The 25,334-nt window shown below is 72.6% G+C and carries 20 protein-coding genes; 15 read left to right on the top strand and 5 right to left on the bottom strand.

The annotated features are described in order from the left end of the window. The first annotated feature begins 17 nt into the window (after positions 1 to 17). Together Actkin_RS16430 and Actkin_RS16425 are read left to right on the top strand one after the other, a co-directional pair. The gene (locus Actkin_RS16430) at positions 18 to 2,672 is read left to right on the top strand and encodes a helix-turn-helix transcriptional regulator (RefSeq protein ID WP_258903270.1); all 2,655 of its coding nucleotides are present in this window, start codon (positions 18 to 20) and stop codon (positions 2,670 to 2,672) included. A 170-nt stretch (positions 2,673 to 2,842) separates the two neighbouring features. Continuing rightward, the gene (locus tag Actkin_RS16425) at positions 2,843 to 4,033 is read left to right on the top strand and encodes a helix-turn-helix domain-containing protein (protein WP_258903268.1); all 1,191 of its coding nucleotides are present in this window, start codon (positions 2,843 to 2,845) and stop codon (positions 4,031 to 4,033) included. A 50-nt stretch (positions 4,034 to 4,083) separates the two neighbouring features. Here Actkin_RS16425 and Actkin_RS16420 read toward each other — a convergent pair whose 3' ends face one another. Then, positions 4,084 to 5,637 carry a proprotein convertase P-domain-containing protein gene (locus Actkin_RS16420; RefSeq protein WP_258903267.1) on the bottom strand — a complete coding sequence of 518 codons (1,554 nt, stop codon included), beginning with the start codon at positions 5,635 to 5,637 and terminating at the stop codon, positions 4,084 to 4,086. A 367-nt stretch (positions 5,638 to 6,004) separates the two neighbouring features. Here Actkin_RS16420 and Actkin_RS16415 point away from each other — a divergent pair, with 367 nt between their 5' ends. The 8 genes from Actkin_RS16415 to Actkin_RS16380 all read left to right on the top strand — a co-directional run bounded on the left by Actkin_RS16415 (position 6,005) and on the right by Actkin_RS16380 (position 14,718). Then, positions 6,005 to 7,024: an NAD(P)/FAD-dependent oxidoreductase gene (locus Actkin_RS16415; RefSeq protein ID WP_258903266.1), complete on the top strand. Its 1,020-nt coding sequence runs from the start codon at positions 6,005 to 6,007 to the stop codon at positions 7,022 to 7,024. 283 nt (positions 7,025 to 7,307) lie between these two features. Further along, the gene (locus Actkin_RS16410) at positions 7,308 to 8,108 is read left to right on the top strand and encodes an AfsA-related hotdog domain-containing protein (RefSeq protein WP_258903265.1); all 801 of its coding nucleotides are present in this window, start codon (positions 7,308 to 7,310) and stop codon (positions 8,106 to 8,108) included. Continuing rightward, positions 8,105 to 8,740: a methyltransferase family protein gene (locus Actkin_RS16405; protein ID WP_258903264.1), complete on the top strand. Its 636-nt coding sequence runs from the start codon at positions 8,105 to 8,107 to the stop codon at positions 8,738 to 8,740. Before Actkin_RS16410 ends, Actkin_RS16405 begins: the two co-directional genes overlap by 4 nt. Continuing rightward, a complete protein-coding gene (locus Actkin_RS16400; RefSeq protein WP_258903263.1) occupies positions 8,740 to 11,340 on the top strand; it encodes a PEP/pyruvate-binding domain-containing protein in 2,601 nt (866 codons plus the stop codon). The genes Actkin_RS16405 and Actkin_RS16400 overlap by 1 nt, the downstream gene beginning before the upstream one ends. Positions 11,341 to 11,402: 62 nt before the next feature. Further along, positions 11,403 to 12,203, top strand: coding sequence for a hypothetical protein (locus tag Actkin_RS16395; protein WP_258903262.1), 801 nt, complete (start codon positions 11,403 to 11,405; stop codon positions 12,201 to 12,203). After that, entirely contained in the window at positions 12,200 to 13,378 is a 1,179-nt protein-coding gene (locus Actkin_RS16390; protein ID WP_258903261.1) for a cytochrome P450, read from the top strand. Before Actkin_RS16395 ends, Actkin_RS16390 begins: the two co-directional genes overlap by 4 nt. A 19-nt stretch (positions 13,379 to 13,397) precedes the next feature. Continuing rightward, positions 13,398 to 14,024, top strand: a complete 627-nt coding sequence (locus Actkin_RS16385; RefSeq protein WP_396122730.1) for a nitroreductase family protein — start codon at positions 13,398 to 13,400, stop codon at positions 14,022 to 14,024. Positions 14,025 to 14,091: 67 nt separating this feature from the next. After that, positions 14,092 to 14,718: a chloramphenicol phosphotransferase CPT family protein gene (locus Actkin_RS16380; RefSeq protein WP_258903260.1), complete on the top strand. Its 627-nt coding sequence runs from the start codon at positions 14,092 to 14,094 to the stop codon at positions 14,716 to 14,718. A 70-nt stretch (positions 14,719 to 14,788) separates the two neighbouring features. Here the strand turns inward: Actkin_RS16380 and Actkin_RS16375 are convergent, their stop codons facing one another. The 3 genes from Actkin_RS16375 to Actkin_RS16365 form a co-directional block, all read right to left on the bottom strand. After that, positions 14,789 to 15,187 carry a hypothetical protein gene (locus Actkin_RS16375; RefSeq protein WP_189210419.1) on the bottom strand — a complete coding sequence of 133 codons (399 nt, stop codon included), beginning with the start codon at positions 15,185 to 15,187 and terminating at the stop codon, positions 14,789 to 14,791. Between the two features lie 299 nt (positions 15,188 to 15,486). After that, on the bottom strand, positions 15,487 to 16,170 hold the full coding sequence (locus Actkin_RS16370) for a hypothetical protein (protein ID WP_258903259.1): 684 nt from the start codon (positions 16,168 to 16,170) through the stop codon (positions 15,487 to 15,489). Between the two features lie 14 nt (positions 16,171 to 16,184). After that, positions 16,185 to 17,477 carry a cell wall-binding repeat-containing protein gene (locus Actkin_RS16365; protein ID WP_258903258.1) on the bottom strand — a complete coding sequence of 431 codons (1,293 nt, stop codon included), beginning with the start codon at positions 17,475 to 17,477 and terminating at the stop codon, positions 16,185 to 16,187. A 285-nt stretch (positions 17,478 to 17,762) separates the two neighbouring features. Here Actkin_RS16365 and Actkin_RS16360 point away from each other — a divergent pair, with 285 nt between their 5' ends. Both Actkin_RS16360 and Actkin_RS16355 read left to right on the top strand, forming a co-directional pair. Next, positions 17,763 to 20,543 carry a BTAD domain-containing putative transcriptional regulator gene (locus Actkin_RS16360; RefSeq protein ID WP_258903257.1) on the top strand — a complete coding sequence of 927 codons (2,781 nt, stop codon included), beginning with the start codon at positions 17,763 to 17,765 and terminating at the stop codon, positions 20,541 to 20,543. Positions 20,544 to 20,545: 2 nt separating this feature from the next. After that, the gene (locus Actkin_RS16355) at positions 20,546 to 21,301 is read left to right on the top strand and encodes a class I SAM-dependent methyltransferase (RefSeq protein WP_258903256.1); all 756 of its coding nucleotides are present in this window, start codon (positions 20,546 to 20,548) and stop codon (positions 21,299 to 21,301) included. Between the two features lie 58 nt (positions 21,302 to 21,359). On the opposite strand, the gene Actkin_RS16350 is transcribed toward Actkin_RS16355, so the two are convergent. Then, positions 21,360 to 21,773: a DUF6578 domain-containing protein gene (locus Actkin_RS16350; protein ID WP_258903255.1), complete on the bottom strand. Its 414-nt coding sequence runs from the start codon at positions 21,771 to 21,773 to the stop codon at positions 21,360 to 21,362. Positions 21,774 to 22,060: 287 nt separating this feature from the next. Here Actkin_RS16350 and Actkin_RS16345 point away from each other — a divergent pair, with 287 nt between their 5' ends. Genes Actkin_RS16345 through Actkin_RS16335 form a run of 3 tightly spaced genes read left to right on the top strand, consistent with a single transcriptional unit; the run spans position 22,061 to position 25,275 of the window. Beyond that, entirely contained in the window at positions 22,061 to 23,251 is a 1,191-nt protein-coding gene (locus Actkin_RS16345) for an NAD(P)/FAD-dependent oxidoreductase (RefSeq protein WP_258903254.1), read from the top strand. Positions 23,252 to 23,290: 39 nt separating this feature from the next. Next, positions 23,291 to 24,202 carry an RNA polymerase sigma-70 factor gene (locus tag Actkin_RS16340; RefSeq protein ID WP_258903253.1) on the top strand — a complete coding sequence of 304 codons (912 nt, stop codon included), beginning with the start codon at positions 23,291 to 23,293 and terminating at the stop codon, positions 24,200 to 24,202. 35 nt (positions 24,203 to 24,237) lie between these two features. Further along, positions 24,238 to 25,275, top strand: coding sequence for a hypothetical protein (locus tag Actkin_RS16335; RefSeq protein ID WP_258903252.1), 1,038 nt, complete (start codon positions 24,238 to 24,240; stop codon positions 25,273 to 25,275). Positions 25,276 to 25,334: the final 59 nt, after the last annotated feature.

The following is a 25,334-nucleotide window of genomic DNA, read 5'->3' as shown; positions in this document are numbered from 1 at the left end:
GACCTGCGCGGGGCGAGGTGAGGGCGGCGGGGCGGGCGGTTGTCGGGCGGGCGGACCTGGTGGCCGCCGTCGGCGCGCACCTCGCCGACGGCGGGGGTGTGGTGCTGACCGGGCCCGGGGGGATCGGGAAGTCCACAGTGCTCGACATGGTGGCCGCCGCGTATCCCGGGCCGGTGGTGCGGGCGGCCGGGGCGGAGGCCGATCGGTGGGTCGACGGCGGGGTGCTCGCCGATCTGCTGGCCGCCGTTCCCGACGACGTGGTGGAGGGGCTGCCGGACGCGCAGCGGGAGACGGTCCTCAAGCGGGCGGGGGACCCGGTGGCGTTGCGGGCGGCGTGGCGGGCGGTGCTGGTCGCGATGGAGCCGCTGGTGGTGCTGGACGACGTGCAGTGGATCGACGCGGTGTCCGCCGAGGTCCACGCGCACGCTGTGCGGGTGTTCGGGGCGACGCTCGCCGTGGTGCTGGCAGGTCGGGACGAGCCAGCGCAGGTCGGGCTGCTGGTGCCGCGGCCCGTGCTGCGGGTGGCCGTGCCGCCGTTGCGGGCAGGCGACATCGCCGAACTCGTCGCCGAATACGGCCTGTCCGCGCGCGAGGCGCAGGCGCTGCACTCCGACGCTGCGGGCAACCCGGCGTTGGCACTCGCCTTGGCCGCGGAGGGACAGGCCGTCGCCCCGCCGTCGGCCGGGGCCGCCCGCGTGCGGGCCGGGCTGGCCATGCTGTCGCCGCAGGCCAGGGAGACGCTGCTCCTGTGCGCGCTGGCCAGCGCGCCGACCACGCGCCTGCTCCTGCGGGCCGGGCGGGCCGACGCGCGGCAGGAGCTGGCCGAGGCGGTGGCCGCCGGGCTCGTCTTCCTCGACGCCGACACGATCCGCTTCACCCCGCCCGGCGCCGCGACGGTCGTCGCCGATCTCGCTGCCGCCGAGGACAGGGCGCGGGCGCACCGTGTGCTCGCCGACGCGGTCGTCTTCCCCGACCAGCGCGAGCGGCACCTGGCGCTGGCCTCCGACCGGCCCGACGCGCGGGTGGCGCGCACCCTGGTCACCGCTGCCGACGGCGCGCTGCGCCGGGGCGCCCGGGACCTGGCCGCCGAGCTGTTCATGCTCGCCGCCGACCGCACCCCAGTCGACCAGGCCGCCACCCGACAGCGGTGGCTGGTGGCGGCGGCGCAGGCCGGGGCGGGCGCGGGGCTGGAGGACCTCACCCGCCGCGCCGTGGACGCCGTGCTGTCGGCGGACTCGCTGCCACTGGACCGCGTGCGGGTGCGCATGGCGCTGGCGCACCTGGAGGGCCAGCGGGTCGGCGACATCCCCGAGGTGTTCGCCGCCGCGGCCGTCGACGCCGGGTCCGACCCCGCCGCGCTGGCCGTGCTGCACCTGTGGCGGGCGTGGTCCGCGGTGATCACGGCGCACCCGGCGAGCGCCGTCGCCGAGGCGGAGCAGGCGGTCGCCCACGCCACCGCCACCGGCGACTGGGCCACCGCCGCGCTGGGCCACGCCGTCATCGCCCTGATGTACCGGCTGATGGGCCGCGCCGACCACAATGAGCCGCTGGCCGCCGCGTTCGCGCTGCCCCCGGCGCACCTCGACGGCAGCGCGCACCTGTCACCGCGGTTCGTGCACGCCCGCTTCGCCCTGCTCGACGACCGCACCGCCGACGCGCACGCCGAACTGCTCGCCCTGCTCGCGGTGGTCGAGCGCGGCACGGCGGAGGAGCACGTGAGCGTGCTGCGCGCGCTGGTCGAGGTGACGGTGGTGATGGGCCGCTGCGCCGACGCGCTCGACTACGCCGCTCGCGCCGCGCGGGTCGGGGGATCGGCCCGGCTCAGCCCCGGTCCGGGGTGGTACGCCTGCGCGCTGGCCGAACTGGCGGGCGGCAGCATCGCCCGGGCCCGCGAGTACGCCGAGCGCGGCGTGGCCGCGTCCGAGCAGGAGCAGGACAACGTGTTCCTGCGCAGGCACCTGTACGCGCTCGGTCAGGCGCACCTGCGCGCGGGCGACCCGGCGGGCGCCGTCGACGTCCTGCGCCGCATCCCCGAACTGGAGGGCCCGCGGTCCATCGCCGACCCCTCGAACCTGCGCTGGCACGGCGACCTGGCGGCCGCGCTCGTGGCCACGGGCGAGCTCGACGCCGCCCGCGCGCTGCTCGACCAGACCAGGGCGGCGTTGGTGGACAAACCGCACGGGCTCGGCGTCACCGCCCGCCTCGACCGGGCCGAGGCCGCCTGGCACAGCGCCCGCGGCGACCACGCGGCCGCGGTGGACCTGCTCGACCGCGCGGTCGGGCGGTTCACCGACCTCGGCCACCCGATCGAAGCGGGGCATGCCCTGGTGGTCCGCGCCCAGGTCGAGCGGCGCGCGCGCAGGCTCGCCGCGGCCCGGCGCGCGGTGGACGACGCGGTCCGGCTGTTCACCGGGGCGCGGGCGCGGCCGTGGCTGGCGCACGCCGACCACCTGCGCGCGCGGCTCGACGGGCATGAGCGCGCCCGGCCAGCGGAGCTGACGGCCACCGAGCGGCGCATCGCGGACCTGGCGGCGGATGGCGCCACCAACCGGGAGATCGCCGCCGGGCTCTACCTCAGCGTGAAGACCGTCGAGGCCACCCTCACCCGCGTCTACCGCAAGCTCGACGTGCGCTCCCGCACGCAGCTCGCCCGGGCGCTGCGGCGGCCATAGCAAGGGTTATCCCCGATGCCATGGCGGTCGCGCGCGATTAGCGTTCGCCACGTCGCCGTCGGAAAGTGCGCGGCGGACCGCGCGGAGCCGGAACGGGCCGCGTCGACAAGCCCGCCCTTGCGCCCCGAGGGCGTGGCCCGTTCCGGCTCGCCGAGACAGGAGGTCCGCCGATGCCCGGCCCACCGCGGCCGCAGGACCCGGCGCGCGCGCACTTCGGCGCGCGGCTGCGGCACTGGCGCCGCGTCCGCGGCCTGTCCCAGGCGGCGCTCGGCAGGGAACTCCGCTACGACCACACGTTCCTCAGCAAGATCGAGAGCGGCAGCCGCAGGCCGACGAGGGAACTGGCCGAGCGCGCCGACCGGCTGCTGGAGACCGACGGCGAACTGACAGCGCTGTGGGCGCGGGAGCGGCGGACCGCGCCCGCGGCGCCGGGCCCACCGACGTCGATGCCCGGCACGGACGCGGCCGAGGCCATGGACCGGCTCCTGCAGGCCTACACCCGGACGATGGCCGAGGTGGGCGGCCGCGATCTCATCGTTCCGCTGGAACACCACGCCCGCACGATCATGCGGTGGTGGTCGGGCGCCCCCGGCGCGACGTCCACCGCCCTGCTGGTCCTGGCCGCGGGGTTCGCCGAAGCGGCGGGATGGGCGTGGCTCGACGGCGAGAACGACCGCGCCGCCGCCCTGTCCTGGTGCGAAGCCGGCTACCAGTGGGCGACGCTGGCCCGCGATCCCCAGCTGTCCGCCCGGCTCCTCGTCCGGCAGAGCATCGTGCACCTGTCGACCGGCGACCCGGAGACCGCGATCGCCCTCGCCGGGGCGGCGAGCCGGGTCGAGGGCCTCGGACCCCGCACCCGGGCGTGGGCGGTCCTCGCCGAAGCGCGTGCCCACGCCGCGGTCGCCGACGCCCGCGCGTGCGAACGCTCGCTCGCGGTGGCGGAAAGACTGCTGGCCCACCACGATCCCGCCGACGAGCCGTGGACGGCGGGGATCACCGATTCGGTGTTCGCGCTCAACGCGGGCACCTGCTACCGCGACCTCGCGCTGCGCGGCGGCACGGCCTTCGCGGGGCGGTCCGTCGAGCACGTGTCCCGCTCGTTGGACGAGGTGCCCGCCGTCTCCGAGCACGACCGGGTGCTGGTGACCATCCGCCTGGCGGGCGCCCTGGCCTGCGCGGATCAACCGGAGGACGCCGCCGGGGTGCTGTCGGACCTGCTGAGCGCGTCGGCCGGATTGCGGGGCTGGCCGAGGATCGGCACCGAACTGCGCGCCGTCCAGGTGCACCTGGCCACGCGCTGGCCCGCGGTCGGGGCCGTCCGGGAGCTGTCGGACCAGGTGCGGAGCGCCTCGCCCCGGTGACGGCGGGCGTCCACCCCGAGGCAGGGATGGGCGGACGCCCGCCGGTTCGGCTAGGCCGAGGGGAACTGCAGCGACCAGGAGTCGATGTAGCCGACGTCCTGGTTCGCCTGGTCCCGGACGCGCAGCGCCCAGCGGCCGTCGGCCGTCTCCGCCGAGGCGTTCACCGAGTAGGTCCGCACGACGTTGTCAGCGCTGTCGCTGTCCGGGAAGTCCTCCAGGAGGAAGGACGTCCCGTCCGGGGACACCAGGGAGACGACGAGGTCGCCCCGGTAGGTGTGCTTGATGTCCACCGACACCGACAGCGCCGCCGGGGCGCTGCCGCCCACGCCGGAGACCGTGATCGGGGACTCCACCGTCGCCAGGTCGGTGATGCGGACGTCGGTGGTGTTCTCGAACCGACGTCCCGGCGGCGCCTGGTCGTCGTTGTTGTCGATGAGCCCGCTGATCTCGGGGTAGATCAGGCTCATCCGCGCGCCGCGGTTGCCCGGGCAGCCCCCGAGGTGGTGCAGGGCGATCACCTTGTGGTCGGCCGAGAGCACCGGCGAGCCGGAGTTGCCGCCGGAGGTGTCGCAGCTGTAGCTCATGTTGTAGGAGTCCGCGTTGGCGCTGCGGACCGTGCACAGCGCCCCGCCCTGGGTGTCCTCGTAGATCGACAGCCGCTTGGGCCTGCCGTCGCCGTGCCCGGGGATGTAGATCCGCTCGCCGGTCACCGGCGCCCGGGTGTTCAGGTACAGCGTGCCGAACTGCTCGATCGCGGCGAAGTCGTCGACGGAGAACAGGGTGTAGTCCAACCGGCTCGACCCGCCGGGGCTGGTCTTGAGCATCGTCGCACCGCTGACCTTCGTGCCCGGGCGCGGGTTGTTGCCGCCGCAGGTGGCGCACTCGTACTGGAACTGCACCTCCGAGCTCGCCACGCCGGATTGCGTTGACACGCAATGGTTGTTGGTCAGCAGCCGGTTGGTGTTGCCGACGCGCCACGCGGTGCACAGCCCGCCGCCGCCGATGAGCAGCCTGGCCACCGCCGCGGACTTCGCGTACTCGGTGGGGTGGCTGGACTGGTAGCACACGGTGTCCCGCCGGGCGTCCGTGCCGCAGACGCTCATCAGGGCCGGGTTGTGCGCCATCACCTCGGCGTCGGTGAACCCGCGCCAGTACCGGTCGACGCGGTAGCTCGACGCGCCCCGGCCGGACTCGTGCAGGGTGACGACAGCGGTGTCGCCTTCCACCGACATCGCCGCGAAGCCACGCGTGCCGTGTCGGGTGAAGGAGCTGTCGTCGGGACGGGACTGACCGAGGGCCGGGTTGCCTCGGTACGTGTGCACCTCGCGCCCGTCCGGGCTGGCGACGGTGACGTAGTCGCCCGGGGCGAGCCGGAGCTCGGCGAAGTGGACCTTGACATAGGTGGCGCCGGGATGCCGGACCACGGTGCGGTCCGCGCCTGCGTATGCCTGGGCGAACGACAGTTCCTCGCCGACCTGGGTGATCGCGGGTACTCCGCTGATCGAGTGGTCGGCAACGGGTTCCGCCTCCGCAGGGACGAGCACCGCGCCGCCTGCCGAGAGGACCAGGGCCAGGCTGAGCGCCATGTTCGGGAGTCGGGACACGTCTTACCTCCTCACCTGAGTACGTGAATCTGCCTCCGATCCGGTATACGCGTCAGCACTGTGGGTGAACAGGCAGCGCGGCTTGACAATCAAACTGTCAATGCGCGGCCTACTCCTCGACAGACAAGACCCGCTGGATCATTTTCACACTATCTACTATCAAGATAAATGGATTGTTGAGCTGAGCACCGCCATCGCGGCTGAGCGCATGTCGTGGCCGCAAAAACAGGCAAGGAGGGTCAGGGCGTCATCGACGCGGTTCGTCCGCGTCGACCCGGCAACAGGAAGTGCGTCCTGGTTGCGCTCTGTCCCTGGGGAGTGGGTGATTCGGACGAGGTTCCAACCCGCTGGCCGTAAGATCGTCATGATGGTGAACTCACCTGAGAGCAGGGAGTTGGTAGTAGTCGGCGCTGGCATCGTCGGCGCCTCGGTGGCCTATCACGCCGCTCGGGCCGGTGCCGACGTGACCCTGGTCGACGTCGGGCGGCCGGGCGCGGGCGTGACGGCGCAGTCGTTCGCCTGGATCGGGACGGCAGGCGTGCGGACGGGTCCGTCCGCCAGGCTGCGGATGGCCGCGCCGCAGGAGTACCGCCTGCTCGAGGCCGAGCTGCCGGGACTCCCCGTGACCTGGTCCGGCTCACTGTCCTGGGGCGTTGCGGACACCGTGCCGGAGGTCGGGCCGGGGGAGGAGGTCGTGGACGCGGCCACCGTGGCGCGGCTCGAGCCCGGCCTGCGGCAGCCCCCGGAGTGGGCGGTGTGGGCGCCCGGTGACGGCGCCGCCGACCCGCTGGGCGTCACCGAGCGGCTGGTCGAGGGAGCCCGTGCCTATGGTGCGCGCGTGCATGCGGACACCCCGGTCGTCGCGGTCCGCAGGGACGCCACAGGCCGGGTCGCCGGGGTCGAGACGGGCGCGGGACCCCTCACCGCCGCGACCGTGGTGCTCGCGGCCGGGGTGGCCACGGCCGCGCTGGCCGCGCCGTTGGGTGTCCAGGTCCCGGTCGACCCGTCACCGGCGACGCTCTTCCGGCTCCGCGCTCCGGCCGGCCTGGTCCGCACCGTCGTCCACAACCGGGACTTCGATCTCCGCCAGGTCGCCCCGGACCGGCTCCACGCGGCCGCGGACTCGGCTGAGCACACTCTCACCGCCGTCCGGTCGACCTTCCGCGGCGCAGCGGACGTCGAGCTGCTCGGTTCAGGGATCGGTGTGCGCCCCATGCCTGCCGACGGCGAGCCGATCATCGGCCCGGTCGCCGCCGTGCCGGGCCTCTATCTGGCGGTGATGCACGCGGCGGTCACGCTCGCCCCGATCGGCCGTCTGGTCGCGCAGGAGTTGGTCGACGGCGTCGCCGAGCCCGCGCTGGCGGACTGCCGCCTCGACCGCTTCTAGTGTCTTGGGGTTGTACCGCGTTCCTGTGTGGTGCGCCTAGGGCGGGGACGCAGTGGGCGGCCGACACCGGCGCTTGAGGACGTGCGGTGGGGCAGGCGTGCCGAGTGGACGTCCTCGAAGGTCAGAAGCGTGCTGGCGAGCTGATGTGAACATGTTTCATCAGTGGCGTATCAGCGGCGGGTGTTACCAAATGCGCGTCCCGATCAACCGTGGGGATCACCTCGGCATCGCGGGTCCCTGTGAATCGAGGTATGCGTTGACCGTTGTCAGTGATCGTGTGGTGGTGGACCGCTACGTGGTCCGGGATCTGCGGCAGGTGGCCACTTTGGAGGTCGCCCGGGACGATCCCTACTTCTTCGACCACCCGTTGGACCACATGCCGGGGATGGCGCTCGTCTGCGGGCTGCTCGACATCGTCCGTCGCGCCGGGCTCGGGTCGCCGGAGGAGCCCGGCGGGTGGATGTCGCTTTCGTTGGAGTTCCCGGCGTTCTGCGAGTTGACCGCGCCTGTGGAGTTGGAGGCGGTGCCGCTGCCGGGGGCCACGGCGTTGCGGGTGACGCAGATGGGGAAGGTCGTGTGCGAGGGGAGCGTGGCGTTCCGGGAGTCCGCTGTGCGGGGGCAGGGGCGGGAGCACGTCGCCACGGCGCCCGCCGATCCGGGGTTGGTGCACCGGCGGCGGGCGGAGAACGTGCTCATCGGGACGCCGGTGATCGCCGAGGTGTCCTCTGTGGATGTGCTGCGGCCGCCACCCGGGCACCGGTTGGCAACCGGTGATGGGGACCCGTTGCGGGTGGAGACGGTGATCGACGCTACCCGGCAGTTCGGGACGCTGCTGTGCCATGAGGAGTTCAAGCGGTCCGCCGACACGACCCTGGTGCTGCTGGGACTCGATGTCGAGGTGGCGTGCGGGTTGACCGGTGAGGTCCGGTTGAACAGGCGACAGACGGCCGCGCCGAGGAGCAGGCACAAGGACGGGATCGACGTGGTCGCGGATGGGGAGGCCGCGGGGCGGATCGTGTTCGACTACTTCTCCGCGAAGCCCGGGGTGTACCGGCGGATGCGGGGCGAGGTGCCGGTCCAGTGAGCGCCGCGATCCTGTTGACGAGGGTGTTGTTCGTCGCGGGCAGCGCGTTGCTCGTGTTCCGCGCGGTCACGCACCTGCTCGCCGGGGACGACCCCGTGCGGCTGGTCGCCGGGCTGTTCATGGTCGCCTACCTGGCCTGGGTGGTCCTGGAGACGCGGGTGACGTTCCAGGAGCCGTCGCAGGAGGCCGCTGAGAGCCGGACGTTGACGGCGTACGCGTCGGCTCGGACCGTGGTCGGGATCTGCGCGGTGCTGCCCGCCGTGCCGTGGACCGCGTGGTCGCCCTGGTTGGCCGCGCCGATCGCGGTGTTCGGGGCCGGGATCGCGCTGCGGTTCGCGGCGATCAGGGCGTTGGGACGGCAGTACACGCACCAGGTTGTCAAGCGGGACGACCACGAACTCGTCACGCACGGGCCGTACCGGATGCTGAGGCATCCGGCGTATTCCGGCATGCTGCTGGCCAACGCCGGGTTCGTCGGGTTCTTCCTCAACCCGGCGGCCGTGGTCGCGTTGGGGCTGCTCGCGGCGGCGCTCGGGTGGCGGATCGTCACCGAGGAGCGGGTGTTGTGGTCGCTGGCCGGGTACCCGGCCTTCGCCGCCACCCGGGCCCGCCTGATCCCGGGGGTCTGGTGATGACGCTCATCGGTCCCGGTGACGACCGGCTGCTCGACGCGACGGTCGTGGGCCACAAGTTCGCGCGGCAGGCGCGGTTGCGCGACGCGGGCTTCGCGGTGCCCGAGTTCGTCTGCGTCCCCGCCTCGGCGTTCGACGCCGCCACCGCGGGCGTGACCACACCGAGCGACGACTTGGTGGCGTGGGCGGAGAAGGCGAAAGCCGCCGTCGAGGATGTCCCGCTGGCCCTGGCCCGGGACCTCGTCGCCGCCGCCGACGCGATGGGCGGGCTGGTCGCGGTGCGGGCGTGCGTGGTCGCCGACGAGCACGGGGTCGGAGAGGACGGCGCCACCGACGCGTTCGCCGGGCTGACCGACTCCTTCCTCTACGTCCGCCCGGAAGACGTGCCCGCCGCCGTCGCGCGCTGCTGGGCGTCCGCGTTCAACCCCGAGTCCGTCGCCTACCGCGTGCGACGCGGCCACGCCGCGGACTCCGCGCGGGTCGCGGTCGGGGTGCAGCGCATGGTGTCGGGGACGCGGTCGTTCGTGGCGTTCAGCCGCGACCCGCGCACCGGGGGCGCGACCGGTGTCATCGCCGCCGCGCACGGCATCGGTGAGGGGGTCGTGCAGGAGCGTGCCGACGTCGACCACTTCTACGTCGACGGTGACGACGTCCGCGCGGACGTGGTCACCAAGCGGTGGATGGTGGCCCAAGGCGACGGCGGACCGGTGACCACCGCCGTCCCCGCCGAGTTGGCCGCCGCGCCGGTCCTGTCCGACGACCTCGCCCGCCGGATCAACGACCTCGCGGGCAAGGTCGAGGCGTTCTTCGGGCTCCCGCAGGACATCGAGGGCACGATCACCCCCGACGGCCGCGTCCACCTGGTCCAGGCCCGGCCCGTCGTGTTCGCCGCGCCCCCCGACGAACCGCGCATCCCGTGGAGCAACCACAACATCACCGAGAGCTTCCCGGGCGTCTCCGGCGCGCTGACCTATTCCCAGGCGCGCGAGTTCTACAAACTCGCCTTCCACGACGCCTACCGCAGGCTCGGCGTGTCCGAGCGCAGGCTGGCCGACAAGAAGCACCACCTGGACCGCATGATCGGCCTGCTCGACGGCCGCGTCTACTACCGCCTCGACGCCTGGTTCGCGCTCCACGGCCAGATCCCCGCCTTCCCGCTGGTGCGGCCGTGGTGGGAGCAGTCGATGGGCCTCAACGACGCCAAGCCGCCCACACGCGCCGACTTCGTCCGCGCCCTGCCCACCGTGCCCGGCCTGATCACTCGGCTGGCGCGGCTGCGCGGCTCGGTCCGCGGGTTCCTGGCCTGGTGGGACGACCTGGTCGCGGGCGCAGACGGGATGGACCGGTGGTCGCCGGAGGAACTGATCGCCTTCCACCGGGGGCTGTGGGCGCAGGTGGGGGAGCGCTGGGGCATCACCCTCATGAACTCCGTCTACCTGCTGTCCTGGGCGACCGCGACCTCCGCGCTGCTGCGCCGCTGGGTGGGCGATGACGACAAGCGCATCATCGGCGGACTGCTGCTCGGCGGTGCCGAGAACCGCTCCGTGCTGGGCGTGCGGTCGGCGATCGCGCTGGCCGAGCTGGTCGCCGCCGATCCGGTGCTCGCCGCGCGCGTCCAGGACGACCCCGCCGACGACGTGTGGGCCGACATCGTCGGCGGCGTGCACGGCAAGCGGGTCGCGGCCGCCGCGACCGAGCACCTGCGTCGCTACGGCGACCGCGCGCTGCACGACCTCAAGCTGGAGGAGCCCTCGCCGCGCCAGCGGCCGGGCATGATCGTCGACATGCTCCGCCCGATGGTCCGCGGCGGGCTCACCGTCGCCGACAGCCGCGCCAAGGAGCGGGCCAGCCGCGCCGACGCCGAGGCCGACCTGCGCGCGCGGTGCCCGAACCCGGTTCGGCGCATGGTGATCCGGTCGCTCGCGGCCGGGCTGCGCTGGTTCGTCAAGACCCGCGAGGACACCCGCTACTGCCGCAGCCAGCTCTACGGCCTGACCCGGGAGGTCCTGTGGCGCCTCGGCGACCACCTGGTCGCCGCCGGTCGGCTCGACGAGCGCGCCGATGTCGTCGACCTGACCGTCGAGGAGGTGTTCGGCGCCTACGACGGCACCCTCATCGACGGCGACCTGCGCGGCATCGTCGCGCGCAGGCGCGCCGAGCGGCTCGCCGCCACCGCCCGGCCGGACCTCGACGCCCGGCTGAGCACCGCCTACGACCGGCCCGTGGGCGACGGCCTGCCCGCCCGCGTGGACGCCGCGCTGCTCGGCGAGCGGCCCGCGCAGCTGCGGGGTCTGCCGTCGAGCAAGGGCGTCGTGCGCTACCCGGCCCGGGTCGTGCTGGACCCGTCGATCGCGCCGGAGTCCTGCCGAGACCGCATCATCGTCGCGAAGGAGACCGATCCCGGATGGCTGTTCCTCATGACGGCGGCCCGCGGGATGGTGGTGGAGCGGGGCACACTGCTCTCGCACACCGCGATCACGGGCAGGCTGCTCGGCATCCCGACGGTGGTGGCCGTGCCGGGCGCGACGTCGCTGATCGAGGACGGGATGATGATCGAGGTGGACGGCGCGGCGGGCACGGTGCGCTTGCTGCCCGCCTAGCCGCGTATATCCGGGGCAGCTTCCCGCCCGCGGCGTACCTGCCGCTGGCGGTGGCCTGGGCGGTGGGCGCGACGGCGGCCTGCGCGCTGACCGACACCCGGATCACCGGCTGGGTCCCCGGCGCGGACATCGTCGTCACGGTCGGGACGATGCTGGTCGTCCTGCTGATGATGCGCGCGGTCGACGACATCCGGGACCTGGACTACGACCGCGACCGCAACCCAGACCGCCCGCTCGCCAGCGGTGCAGTGTCCACACAGGACCTGGCCGTGCTGCTCGCGGTCGGGGCCGCGGTGGTGCTGGCGGCCAACGCGTGGCGGCCCGCGGTGGCCGCGCTCCTGGCCGTGCAGCTCGCGTACGTCGGGGTGATGGTGACTGTGGAGCGGCGGACGGGATGGCCGTCGGGGGACGCGCTGTTCGTCAACTACGCGCTCGCGCTGCCGGTCCAGTTGCTGCTCAACGGGTTCCTCTACGCGGGCCTCCTGCACTCGACCGGGCTGGGGCCGTCGTGGTCCGGCGCGGTGGGCGTCGTGGTGGCCGCGTTCCTGTTCGCGCACTTCGAGTTCGCCCGCAAGACGGTTCGGCGGCCGAGGCCCGGCGAGCGCACGTACGTCACGGCCCTGGGCGTGGGCGGCAGCGCGGCCACCGCGGTCGGCTGCGCCGTGGTGGGCGTCGCGCTGCTCGTCGCGGCGGCGCGGCCGTGGTCGCCCGCGGCGCTGGTCGTCGTGCTGCCGCTGGTGTTCCCGGTGCTGGCCGCGCTGCGGTTCCGGCGCCTGCCGCGCTGGCCGTACGGGCTGGCGGCGGCGTTCCTGCTCACCGGCTTCGCCGGTCCCGTGATCGCCAACCTGTTGGAGCTGTTGTGACCGACCTGCCGTCCTTCCCGTTCGCCGTGTCCGAGGGCGTCGAGCCGCCGCCGGAGTACGCGGAGCTGCGCCGCTGCCCGGTGCTGCCCACGGTTCGGCTGGCCAACGGCCGCGAGGCGAAGCTGGCGACGCGGCACCAGGACGTCCGGCTGGTGCTGTCCGACCCCCGGTTCAGCCGGGCCGCGTACGAGGGGACGCTGTTCGCCCGGTCCCCGGAGTCGCTGCCGCTGATCACCGTCGACGCCCCCGACCACACCCGCCGCCGCTCCGCTGTCGCGCACGCGTTCACCGCCCGGCGGGTCCGCGAGCTGGCGCCGATGGTCGAGGAGGTCGCCAAGGCGCAGCTCGCCGAGCTGGCCGAGTCCGGCTCCCCGGCCGATCTCGTCGCGGACTACACCGTGCCGTTCACCCAGCGGGTGATGTGCCGCGTCCTCGGGCTGCCCGAGGAGGACATTCCGCTGTTCAGGCAGTGGGTCGACCCGATGATGTCCGCGGGCCGCTACCCGGCGGAGGCGGTAGCCGAGGCGCACGCGGGGTTCCAGGCGTACGTCGCGGCGTTCGTCACCGGCGTCGCGACCGACCTCGCCGCGGGCCGCGCCGCGCAGGGGCTCGTGGCGGACATGCTGAACCCCCGCTCGCCGGAACGCGCGCTGAGTCCGGTCGAGACGGTCGTGATGACCGCGGGGATGCTGGTCGCGGGGTATGAGACGACCAGCAACGCGCTCGCGACGGTCATTCATCACCTGCTGCGCCATCCCGAGCTGCTCGACCGCCCGATCGACCCGGTGATCGCCGAGATCCTGCGGTACGTCTGCGGGAACGCCACCGGCGGCGTCCCGCACGTGGCGATGGAGGACGTCGAGCTGTCGCATGGCCAGGTGGTGCGCGCGGGCGAGGTCGTCATCCCGATCCCCGACGCCGCCAACCGCGACCCGGACGTGTTCGCCGACCCGGACACCCTCGACTTCGACCGCGCGGAGAACCCGCACGTCGCCTTCGGCTACGGCGCCCACCACTGCGTCGGCGCCGAACTGGCCCGCGTCGAACTGCGCATCGGCGTCACCGCGCTGCTGGGCACGTTCCCCGACCTGCGCATCGCCGCCGCCGACGCGACCCTGCGCTGGCGCACCGACATGTATATCCGCGGCCTCTGGGAACTCCCCGTCGCCTGGTGATCGACCCGAGGAGACCCCCGTGCTCACCGCCCCCTTGACCGCGGACGCCCTGCTGACCCGCACCCGCTCCGTCCGCCGCCGCCTCGACCTGACCCGCCCGGTCCCCCTGCCCCTGGTCGAGGAGTGCCTCCGCATCGCCCAACAGGCCCCCTGCGGCTCCGGCCGCACCCCGGCCCACTGGCTCGTCGTCACCGATCCGGACACGCGCGCCGAACTCGGCCGTATCTACCGGTCGGCATTCGCGGACCAGTGGTCGGGCAGGGTCCCGTCGACGGGCCTGACGGGCACCCAGCGACGCTCGATCGACAGCGCCGCTTATCTGGCGCAGGTCCTCGGCGAGGTCCCGGTGCTGGTCCTGGCCTGCGTCGAAACCGGCGCGCCCCTATCTCCCGGCAACCAGGCAGCCCTCTGGGGCACCCTCCTCCCCGCGGTGTGGAGCTACATGCTCGCCGCCCGATCCCACGGCCTAGGCACCACGTGGACCGCCGCCCACCTACGCCACGAAAAGGAGGTCGCCGACCTCCTGGCCATCCCCGAAGGCATCCACCAAGGCGCCCTGATCCCCACCGCCTACCACCTCGGCGCCGACTTCCACCCCGCCTCCCGCCCCCCACTGAACACCACCCTCCACCTCGACCGGTGGTGACCGACAGCTTTGCCCGGATGTTCCCGACCGATGATGGGATTGACGTCCAAATGCTAGAGTGCTGGTCGTGGTTTTCGCGGCCAGCCGCAAGGGGCGCATCATTTTCTTGAACGGTGTATCGAGTTCAGGGAAGAGCAGCATCGCGGCGCAACTCTTGTCGGTGCTGGACACGCCCTATTTCGCCATGAGCGTCGACGTCATCAATGGCCTGAGGGCCAAGGAACGCACCCTCGAACTCGGTGAGGACGGGATTCGTGAGGTGCTCGTCCACACGAGGGCAGGCTTCCACCGAGCCGTGGCAGGCATGGCACACGCGGGCAACGACGTGGTGATGGACCACGTGCTGAGCGAGCCCTGGAGGCTGATCGACTGCCTTGCGGTCATGAACGGGCTGGATGTCGTTCTCGTCGGAGTGCACTGCGATCTCGAAGAGCTGCGCCGCCGCGAGATCAGCAGGGGCGACCGGGAAATCGGCCAAGCGGAGGGGCAGCTCGCGATGGTGCACGCGCATGGCCTTTACGACATCGAGTGCGACACCAGCGTGCTCAGCGCACGCGCGTGCGCGCTACGCATCAAAGACTTCCTGGCACGTCCTGCGGGAACCCGCGCATTCGACCGTCTGCGGGTGAATGCCCTCACAGCAGGCACGCTCCGCCCCGATCAGTTGGGTCCTTCTGTCAGCCGTGGATTTTAAGGCGTGTGAGGCGGAGTGATCTGCTCTGGCGGCGTGCCCGGATCACCCTTGCTGGCTAGCGTCCGTCCGGTCAGCTCTGCTGTTCGGGGTGCTGGTGGGGTGGGGCCTGCTGCTGCCATTGCGGCGCGTACGGCTGCGCCTGGGGAGCGGGGTGGTTCTGGAGCGGGGGCTGCCAGTGTCGTCCGTCCGGTGTGGTGCTCGGGGCGGTCTGGGCGGGCTTGAAGGCGGAGGCGGCGATCATCCATCCCACGCCCGCGATCGCGGAGACCTGTGCCAGCGTGGAGGTCGTGCCGAAGTCGAAGCCCCTCAGGTCGATCGCGGCCGCAGACGCGGCGTTCATCCGGAGTCCGGTGACTGCGGGGCTGGAGGTGGACGGGCCACCGGCGAGGAGGTCGAGGAGGCCGATGCCGACCCAGATGGCCGACATCAGCAGGCTCAGCGTCCCCAGGACGAGGCAGGTAGTCCGCATGGCGACACTGTCACATGCCCGCGCCGCCCCTGTCCCGGAATCCGGACGATTCGCACATTGCGCTGGTGAGATCGCGGTACGCCACGCCGGTCGACCTGCTCGACCGCGCCCCAAGCGAGGGGCTCCGGCTCGCCACAGGGCTGCAACGCGCCGAACGCCGTGCCTGATGTACCGGATCAGGCACGCCCCCGGGGCCACCGGGCACGGTGGCCCTCAGAAGCAAGGTCCCCGGCCGCCTTGAGCGGCCGGGGACCGTCGTTCTCACTGGTGTCCGGCGCCGGACTCTCCTGAAATGCGGATCAGCGCGAACCGTCCGGGGCCTTGACCGGAGTGCAGGGGAACCTCTCCGTGGAGAACGGCTCCTCCCTGCTCGGTGTGCACAGCTCGAACTCGCTCGGCTCGACGGTGTCGTCGATCTGGAAACCGATCTGGCCGAAGCGGGTCTCGCCGCGGTCGAGGGCGCTGCGGACGTACTCGCCCTTCTCCCACTGGTGGTCGCGCCACCCGCCGTCCTCCAAGGCGACGAGTTGGCTGCCCGGGTTGCCCTGGTGGTAGCAGTAGCCGCCGGACGTGGTGGGCTGCGATCCCCCGCACGTGCCACCGGACGGTTTGTAGCGGAGGTGGAAGACCTTGTCGATGTTCACCTCATCGGCCCCTCGGTCCGCCAGTTCCGGGGTGACGGCGATCCACACGGCGAGGTAGTGGTAGCCGGGGTTCGCCGGGCTGCCCATCACCTCCGTGGTCCAGGTGGAGTCGATCGCCTTGGTCTTCACCCCGACTCGCATACCCGATTGGATGAACACGACACCGTCGCCGGGGAAGTCGTCGAACGCGGGAGGCGCGCTCGTCGGGACTGCGCCCGCGTCCGTCGTCTCCGCCGTGCCATCGCCCGTCGAACCGCCGCTGGTCGAGTCGCCACCACTCGAACACGCGGTGAGCAGCGCCGCGAACACCGCGCACGAGACCAGCTTCGCCGAATCCACTCTTCCCACTCCTGTCATCCGCCCAGGTACACCGAGACAGCCTCCCGCACCACGTCCGCGGAGACCGCCGGGGTGCCGCCGAACACGCTGAGGTGTCCCATCTGCTGGCCCGACTCCGGATCGTGGTGGTCGTCCCTGTGGCGCCGCAGGAACGAACTGGTCGCGTAGACAAGCGTGGTGGGCGGGGTGAGCAGCAGCGGATGCGCCGAACGCATCAGCACCGTCGTGCCCGCCAGCGCGTCGGGGAAGTTCATCCCGTTCGCCAGGCCGACGCCGGGAGCGACGAGCCTGTTGTCGACATCGGTGTAGAGGTATTCGGCGACCTCGGCGGCGGTGTCGAACCGATCCTCGCCGACGAAGGAGTACAGCGAATCCCCACCGAAGGCGCGGAAGGCCGCCGTGTTCGCCGGAGCGCCCGCCGCGTACAGGGTCGTGCGGCCGTGCTCGAACCAGCGGGTGGTGATGAAGTCCTTCGTGCTGGCGGGCATCACGTCGTGGTCGGTGAACAGCAGGGCGATCGGCATCGTCGTCGCGGGGTCGTCGTCCTGGGTGATGCCGAGGTTGTACGTGGCCGCGAACGCGCCTGCGGGCAGCGCGTCGGCGAAGTCCGTGCCGGTGGCGACGAAGAACCGGTTGGTCGTCGCCATCTCCTCGGCGACGCGGATCGCGGTGCGGAAGCGGTCCGACCCCGCGAGCCGCTTGGTCACGAAACCGGCCGAGGTCAGCGCCGAGTCGACCGAGGCGGACAGCGCGCCGGTCGAACCCAGCAGGTAGACCGTGCCGCCGGGGGCCAGCACGCGCTGGATCTCCGTCCTGACGGCGGGCAGCAGCGATTGCGGAGGGTTGAGCAGCAGCGGAGCGTTCTCGTACCCGGCCAGCGGCCCGCCCGCGAGCGCGTCGGCGTACAGGTCGCCGCGGGCGAGCACCACGGCGTTCGCCTTCGGCCCGTGGGTGGCGTCGTGGTCGGCCCAGGTCGAGTACGAGGTGCAGACGGCGGTCTCATAACGGTCAGACCCGGCATACCGGTACTGGACGCGGTGCCGTGCGACGTAGTTGACCTCCAGGCAGTTCTCCGGCGGCGCGGCCGCGGACGGGTGCTCCGCCCGCAGCTCGCCGGAGCGCCTGCCGTACTCATAGGCCGACCGCAGCGCGTCCGTGATCTCCGCCTTAGCGATGGGCGCGCCCTCGACGGGCCCGGCGGCTGCCGCCTGCGGGGCGGTGAGCGCGCCGCCTGCGATAGCGACGGCGAGCACGGCGGCGGCCATGCGCGAACCGGCAGGCAACCGGCGCAATCTTCCGATGATCATAACTAGCAGTTTCCTTCCCCAGAGGTATTCCTGATCGAATCGAGCAGCTCGCCTGCAGGCGCAGCGGCGGGAACGTCTGTGAGAGCGCCTCCCGGCGTGGAATTCGGCACGGTGCTCGCGGCCAGCGAAAAATCCTCGCCTATCGGCGAGCATTCCGGCGCATGACCCGGGCGCCACCCTGCCGTTGCCTGTCCTCGCGGTGTCACCACGTCGTCATTCCCCTGGTTATCCCTGGTCAGTTATGCTCGATCGGCACCGTCACCGGCTGGGGGAGGACCGGGGAACGTGGATTTTCGTGTGCTCGGCCCGTTGGAGGTGTGGACGGAGCGGGGGCGGCTGGCACTGCCCAGCGCGCGTCATCAGCGGGTGCTGGCGGCGCTGCTGTTGGCGCCGAATTCGGTCGTCCCGATAACGAAACTCATCGAGGCGACATGGGATGACGAACCCCCCGCGACCGCCACCAAGCAGATCCAGAACTGTATTTCGGCGTTACGCGAACGCCTGGGCTGCACGGGCCTGATCCGCACCGACGGGCCCGGCTACCGGATCGTCGTCCGCGAGGACCAACTCGACGCGCTGCGATTCACAAGGCTCGTCGCGGAAGCCCGGCGGACCGTCGCGGAGGGAGACCTCGCCGAAGGGGTGCGGGCGATCCGGTCGGCGTTGAGCCTGTGGCGCGGTCCCGCGCTGGACGGGATCGACAGCGTCATGGTGGCCGGGCGCGCGGCCCGATGGGACGAGCAGCGACTCGACGCGATCGAACTGTGCGCAGACTGGCGGCTGGCGCTCGGGGAGTACCGCGAGGTCGCCGACGAGCTCGCGGAGGTCGTCGCCGAGCATCCGCTGCGCGAACGGCCGCACGCGCAGTTGATGGTCGCGCTGGACCGCGCCGGGCGGCAGGCGGACGCGTTGGCGGTGTTCCACCGGCTGCGGACCAACCTCGCCGAGGAACTCGGGATCGATCCCGGCGCCGAGGTGCGGGCACTGCACGAGCGGATCCTTCGTGGCGAGCCCCGCGTCGAGTACCCCGGTGACCACAAAACGACCGCGTCGGGCCACCAGGACGACTTGGCTCCCGCGGCTCGTGAGCTCGCGGCGGCGATCGCTCGGCAGTGGAGGGCCGAAGCCGAGATGCGCTGCCTCAACCGGCCCGAGCCCGTGCCGTTGACGTGGTCCAGCACCGAGCGGCAGGTGGCGGCGGTCGCCTCGGCGGTGCTGGGCGAGCGGCGGGCCGGGGGCCGGGACCGATTGGTCCTGAACGGGGACCTCGCGGACGTGGTCGCGAAGTTCCGGCAGGTTCCGTCCCGCCAGCTGGTCGTGCTCGGCGACCCCGGGGCCGGGAAGACGGTGCTGGCCATCCTGCTCACCCTCGGACTGCTCGCCGATCCGCCGCCGGACGAGCCGGTGCCGGTGCTCCTGTCCCTCGCCTCGTGGAACCCGCGGCAGGAACATCTGCACGGTTGGCTCGCCCGCAGGCTCGTCGAGGAGTACCCCGGCCTGGCCAACACCGCCGCGTACGGCAAGGACGCCGCGCTGCGCCTGGTGCTGGAAGGCCGGGTCATCCCGGTGCTCGACGGCCTCGACGAGACCCCGCCCGCGCTGCACGCGGCCGCGATCGAGGCGCTGGACCAGGCCGTCGCGGGCGGCCGTCCGATCGTGGTGACCTGTCGCAGCGCGGAATACGAGCTCGCGGTGAACCAGGCGGGTTCCTTCCTGGCCAGGGCGGCGGTCGTGGAGATCGAGCCGGTCGAACTCGAGAACGCCATCGGGTTCCTCACCGCGCGCCAGCGGCTCGGCGACGACCGCTGGCGGCCGGTGGTCCAGCGGCTGCGCGCGGAGCCGGACGGAGTGCTCGCACAGGCTCTGCGCACCCCGTTGATGGTCGATCTGGCCAGGACCGCCTACGCGCATCCCGCCACGGAGCCCGGCGAGCTGTGCGACACGGCGCGGTTTCCCGATCGCGCCGCCGTTGAGGGCCACCTGCTCGACGCCTACCTGCCCGCGGTCTACACCCGAAACCCGCCCCCACCTGCACCAACCGACCGCCGACGTGCTGTGCGCGACTACGATCTCGACCACGCGGAGCGGTGGTTGGGCTTCCTCGCCCGCCACCTGGAGCGCGGCCGCACCCGCGACCTCGCCTGGTGGCAACTCGACAGCGCCGTGCCGAGGGTCGTCGTCGGGCTGTACCTCGGGCTGCCGCCCGCCTTGTTGTTCCTGTCCACCGGCTGGCTCGTCGCGGGCCTGTGGATCGGGGTGATCTACGGCGGGGCGTTCGCGGCGGCGGGCTGCGTCACCCACAGCGCGGGCAGGCGCCCGGGGCCGGTGCGGGTGCAGGGCCGGTTCCGCGGCACCGGGGCGAGCTTCGCGCGCCGGTTCGCCGTCGGGATGGTGATCGGGATCAGCTTCGGCGTGGGCTGGTCGCTGTCGGCCTGGGTGGTCGGCCTCCTGATGGTGGTGTTCGGCCTGGCCGTCGGCGTCCACGTCTGGCTGGGCACACCGCTGGACGCGAACCGGGTGTCCAGCCCGGCGACTGTCCTGGGCAACGACCGGACGGCGACGCTGTCGTTCACCGTGTCCTTCATGGTGGCGGTGGGCCTGTTCTACGGGCTCGCCATTGCCCAGGCGCCCGCTATCGGCACGTTCGTCCCCGGTTTCGACTACAAGCTGGCGCTGGGCGGCGGGGTCGCCTCGGCATTGCTCGGCCGCTATATCCTGCGCAGCCCGGGGACCTGGGCCTACGGGCTCGCAGGCGCGGTCGTCAGCGGGCAGACGGTGCCCGGCGGCACCCCGACGGCGGCGCTGGCCACAGGCACGATCTTCGGGCTCGGGGTCGGACTCACCGTGTGCGTGGCGCGCGCGTGGGGCACGTTCGCGTTCACGCGGCTCTGGTTGGCCGCGCATGGCCACATCCCCTTGGACTTCATGACTTTCCTCGACGACGCCCACCGCCGGGGAGTGCTCCGCCAGGTCGGCGCCGTGTACCAGTTCCGCCACGCCCGCCTCCAGGAACGACTCGCGGCGCGGGGGTGTGGGCAACGCGTGCACTGCCCGGACGTCCTCTGAGCATGACGTCGACTCCGGAAGGCCGCGCGCTTCCCGCTGGTCCGGCCCAGGCGAACGGCTACGACAGCATCGCCGAGGCGTACGCGGCCGAGAACGAGAACAGCCTCATGAACGCCTACTACGAGCGGCCCGCGATGCTGGAGCTCGCCGGAGACGTGACCGGACGGCGGATCCTCGACGCGGGCTGCGGCTCGGGCCCCCTGTTCGCCGCGCTGCGCGACCGAGGCGCGGCCGTGACCGGCGTCGACGCGAGCGCCGGGATGCTGGAGCTGGCCCGGCGGCGGTTGGGCGCCGACGCGGACCTGCGGATCGCCGACCTGGCCGACCCGCTGCCCTTCCCCGACGACTCGTTCGACGACGTCATCGCCTCCCTGGTGCTGCACTACCTGCGGGACTGGAGCCCGACACTGGCCGAACTGCGCCGCGTGCTGAGGCCGGGCGGACGGCTCATCGTCTCGGTCGAGCACCCGTTCGTCATCACCCTGATGCAGCGCATGGCCGGGGAGAAGCCCGACTACTTCCAGACCCGCAACCGAACCGAGGAGTGGACCCTGGGCGGGCAGACCGTCCGCTTGACCTTCTGGGACCGCCCGCTCCACGCGATGACCGACGCCTTCACCGCGGCAGGCTTCCGCATCACCGTCATCAGCGAGCCACCACCGGCGCCCACGGCCCGCGACGTGTTCCCCGAGGTGTTCCAGGAATTCGCGGGCACAAGCTTCCTGGGCTTCCTGTTCTTCGTCCTCCAAGCCGACTGAGATTGACTAGCAGCCCAGCGCGACCAGTGATCCCACGAGATTCGCGTGCGCACGACCATCAACGCTCGCCGAGGTTCACGAGATAGCCCGCGAAGCTCAAGTCCTCGACCTCGTCCCACCCGGTCGCTTCTTCGACAGTGACGATCTTCGCCGACCCTGCGACGGGGTGGAGCTGCCGCGGATCACCGTACGGATCCGGCGCCGCCCGGTAGTGCACCGCGCGGATCGCCACGACGACTCCCTCCAGCGAATCCAGGTCCCGCTGGCCGTCACTGTGGTGCTCCTCGGCGTGGGTCACCCCGACCGCCAGCGCCGGACCCGCGACCACCGCCAGCCACTCCGAGTCGGGCTCGGTGACCGACCACACCACCCGGGAACCCACCACGAACGGCTCCCCGCAACACTGCATCTGCCACCCGTCGACCCACACAGTCGCCTTCACAGAGCCAGTCTCACCCCACGACTCCACCACCGGACACCCACCCCGGCTTCGGGTATCGGCCCGTCCACCGGGCGGTCGGTGGAGCAGAGCACAGCGAGGGTCAGCAGCTGCCGCCTGCGTCGGACGCGGGCCGCCGGTGTTCATCGGAGCCGACACGTGTTCGTGCTCGACCACGGCCCTCCGAGTTGCTGTTCCCCCCGCTACCGCCGCCGTCCACCGCCTGGAGGAACCCGGCGGCGGGTGATCTGCTTCACACGCTGTCAGGATCGGGGCGCGCCCGGTGTCTTGTGGCCGAACCTCCGAGCAAAGGGGACAGCATGGGCAAGAACATCGAGGTGGTCGTGGTCGGCGGCGGGTACGCCGGGGTGATGGCGGCCAACCGCCTGACCCGGCGCGACGACGTGACGGTGACGGTGGTCAATCCACGTCCCGTCTTCGTCCCGCGGCTGCGGCTGCACCAGCTGGTGGCGGGCACCCACGACGCGGTCGTCGCCTACGAGGACGTCCTGGCCGACCGGGTCCGGCTGGTCGTCGACAGCGCGGCCCGGATCGACGCTGCCGGGCGCGGCCTGGTGGTGGCCGACGGCGACGACATCGGCTATGACCACCTGGTCTACGCGGTCGGCAGCGGAAGTGCGGGCCCGCGGGTCCCGGGCGCGGCCGAGTTCGCCTACCCGGTGGCGACCCTGGAGGCGGCGCAGCGGGTGCGGTCCGTGCTCGACGACACGCCCGTGACGGCAGCGGTGACGGTCGTCGGCGGCGGTCCGACCGGCATCGAGACGGCGGCGGAGCTGGCCGAGCAGGGGCGCGCCGTCACCCTGGTCTGCGGCGGTGTCGTCGGCCCGTACCTGCACCCCCGGGCTCGGCGCAAGGCCCGCAAGTACCTCGCCAGGCTCGGGGTCGCGCTCGTCGAAGGCCAGGAGACGGCGGTCACCGCGGTGACGCCGGACGCCGTGGAACTCGGTGACGGCCGGACCCTGCCGAGCCGGGTCACGCTCTGGGCAGCGGGCTTCGAGGTGCCCGACCTGGCCGCCCGCAGCGGGTTGCGCACCGACGCCGTCGGGCGCCTGCTCACCGACGAGACCCTGACCAGCGTCGACGACGAGCGCATCGTCGCGGCGGGGGACTCGTCCGCGCCGTCCGGCCTGCCGTTCCGGATGAGCGCCTACGCCGCGGGATGCCTGGGCGCCCACGCCGCCGACACCGTGCTGAGCCGGATCGCGGGCGAGCAGCCGAGGCCGGTCGACCTGGCGTTCCCGGCCATGTGCATCAGCTTCGGCAGGCAGGCGGGGATCTTCCAGCTCGCGCGCAAGGACGAGACCGCGGTGCCGGTCTACTTCAGCGGGGGCGCGGGGAAGAAGCTGAAGGAGTTCTCCTGCGAGGCCAGCGTCAAGCACCTGGTGACCGAGGCGCGCAAGCCCGGCTCGCACCACTGGCCGAAGGACGGCAAGCACCGGCCGCAGCTGCTGCAGGCGCGGCGTGAGAACGTCGCGGCACCGCTCACATAGGACATGAGCGCGGTCGTCGCGCCAGGACGGGAGACCCAGATGACCACAAAGGAACCGGGCGACCGCGCCGTCATCGAGGCGACGGAGACGTTCCTCGCCCACCGCAGGCTGCTGTTCACCGTCGCCTACGAGATGGTCGGCTCGGGAGCCGACGCCGATGACGTCCTGCAGGAGACCTGGCTGCGCTGGGTCGCGGTCGACGCGACCGCTGTCGCCGACCCCCGCGCGTACCTGGTCCGGATCACCACCCGGCAGGCGCTCAACCGGCTGCGGTCGCTGAAACGCCGCAGGGAGTCGTATGTCGGTTCCTGGCTGCCCGAGCCGCTGCGCACCACCCCGGACGTCGCGGCCGACGTCGAACTCGCCGAGAGCGTGTCGATGGCGCTGATGCTCGTGCTCGAGACGCTGAGCCCGACCGAGAGGGCGGTGTTCGTGCTGCGCGAGGCGTTCGGGTTCGGCTACGACGAGATCGCGGCCGCGGTCGACAAGACCCCGGCGGCCGTGCACCAGATCGCCCACCGCGCCCGCCGCCACGTCGAGGCCCGCCGCCCGCGCCGTTCCGTCACCGCGGGCCAGGCCGAGGCCGCCGCCCGGGCGTTCCGGCGCGCGCTGGCCACCCGGGACCTGCAGGGCCTGCTCGACGTGCTCGCCCCCGACGTCGTGGCGATCAGCGACGGCGGCGGCGTCAAGCAGGCCACCCCGCGGCCGGTCATCGGCGCCGACAAGGTGGCCCGCTTCATCGTCGGCGGCCTCACCAAGCACGACGTCGAACTCACCGTCGAGCTGACCGCGGTCAACGGCGGGCCAGCGCTGACCCTGCACGTCAACGGCGAACTCGACGGCGTCATCGCGATGCGGGTCGAGGACGACCGCATCACCGGCCTGTACTTCGTCCGCAACCCGCGCAAGCTGACCCACATCGAGTCCGAGACCCCGCTCAGCCTGCGATGAGCAGCGCTCACGGCCCCACTGTTCGAGGAGTAGACATGACCACGCGAGCACCGCTCGCCGCAGGCGCCCAGCCGTCACCATGGCCGATAGTGGCCGGAGTGGTCGGCGTTCTCACGGCGATCATCAGCGTGCTGCTCGTCGCCTTCGCCTGGCCGTCGGTGCGGTCGTCGCCGCACGATGTCCCGATCGCCGTCGCCGGACCCGCCGCCGCCGTCGCGCCGGTCCGCGCCGCGCTCGACCAGCGGCTGCCGGGCGGCTTCGACGTCACCGAGGTCGCCGACACCGCGACGGCGGAAGAACTCATCCGCGACCGGCAGGTGTACGGGGCGATCGACCTCACTTCCGGCAGCCCGCAGGTCCTCGTCGCCTCCGGCGGCAGCGCCGCGATCGCCCAGACCCTGCGGACCATGGCGACCGGTCTCGGCCAGCCGGGGGAGCCCGGCGCACCGACCGCCGTCCGCGACCTCGCCGCCCTGCCCGCCGACGACCCGCGCGGCGCGGGCCTGGCCGCGGGCGCCTTCCCGCTGGTCATGGGCGGCCTGCTGGCCGCGGTGCTGCTGACGAGGCTCGTGCGCGGCACCGGCCGCCGGGTCACCGGCGCACTCGCCTTCGCGGTGACCGGCGGCCTGGCAGTGGCCGCGATCCTGCAGTTCTGGCTCGGCTCGCTGAGCGGGTCGTATCCGGCCAACGCCAGCGCGATCGCGTTGGCCGTCGCGGCCACCTCCCTCACCGTCCTCGGGCTGGAATCCCTGCTCGGGTACGCGGGCATCGGGATCGGCGCCGTCGGCCTGGTCCTCATCGCCAACCCCCTCTCGGGCACAGCCACCGCACCCGAGATGCTGCCCGGCTGGACCGGCACACTCGGCCAACTGCTGCCCCCCGGGGCAGGAGGCCACCTACTCCGCTCAACGGCCTTCTTCGACGGCCGCGGCGCCGACCAGGCCATCACCGTGCTGGCCGCCTGGATCGCACTAGGCGCGGTGCTGTGCCTGATCGGCACCCAGCGCGCCGCGGCACCTCGGAAACCCGGTACCTCGCCGCCCGAAACCGCATCCGTGCCCGCCGACCGTTAGCGGCTTAACCAACAGCCGCCCCAGAAGAACGCGCACAACGGACTCGAACGGCCCGGCAG

This window comes from Actinokineospora sp. UTMC 2448 (genome assembly GCF_024760565.1).
Taxonomy (GTDB): Bacteria; Actinomycetota; Actinomycetes; order Mycobacteriales; family Pseudonocardiaceae; genus Actinokineospora; species Actinokineospora fastidiosa.
The sequence above is the reverse complement of the archived record's forward strand: the minus strand, read 5'-3'. Positions and strand labels throughout refer to the sequence as shown.

Coding starts and splice junctions, on each gene's coding strand:
- Actkin_RS16425 (WP_258903268.1), top strand. CDS start 2,843: ATGCCCGGCCCACCGCGGCCGCAGGACCCGGCGCGCGCGCACTTCGGC.
- Actkin_RS16415 (WP_258903266.1), top strand. CDS start 6,005: ATGGTGAACTCACCTGAGAGCAGGGAGTTGGTAGTAGTCGGCGCTGGC.
- Actkin_RS16400 (WP_258903263.1), top strand. CDS start 8,740: ATGACGCTCATCGGTCCCGGTGACGACCGGCTGCTCGACGCGACGGTC.
- Actkin_RS16375 (WP_189210419.1), bottom strand. CDS start 15,187: ATGCGGACTACCTGCCTCGTCCTGGGGACGCTGAGCCTGCTGATGTCG.
- Actkin_RS16365 (WP_258903258.1), bottom strand. CDS start 17,477: ATGATCATCGGAAGATTGCGCCGGTTGCCTGCCGGTTCGCGCATGGCC.
- Actkin_RS16355 (WP_258903256.1), top strand. CDS start 20,546: ATGACGTCGACTCCGGAAGGCCGCGCGCTTCCCGCTGGTCCGGCCCAG.
- Actkin_RS16345 (WP_258903254.1), top strand. CDS start 22,061: ATGGGCAAGAACATCGAGGTGGTCGTGGTCGGCGGCGGGTACGCCGGG.
- Actkin_RS16340 (WP_258903253.1), top strand. CDS start 23,291: ATGACCACAAAGGAACCGGGCGACCGCGCCGTCATCGAGGCGACGGAG.
- Actkin_RS16335 (WP_258903252.1), top strand. CDS start 24,238: ATGACCACGCGAGCACCGCTCGCCGCAGGCGCCCAGCCGTCACCATGG.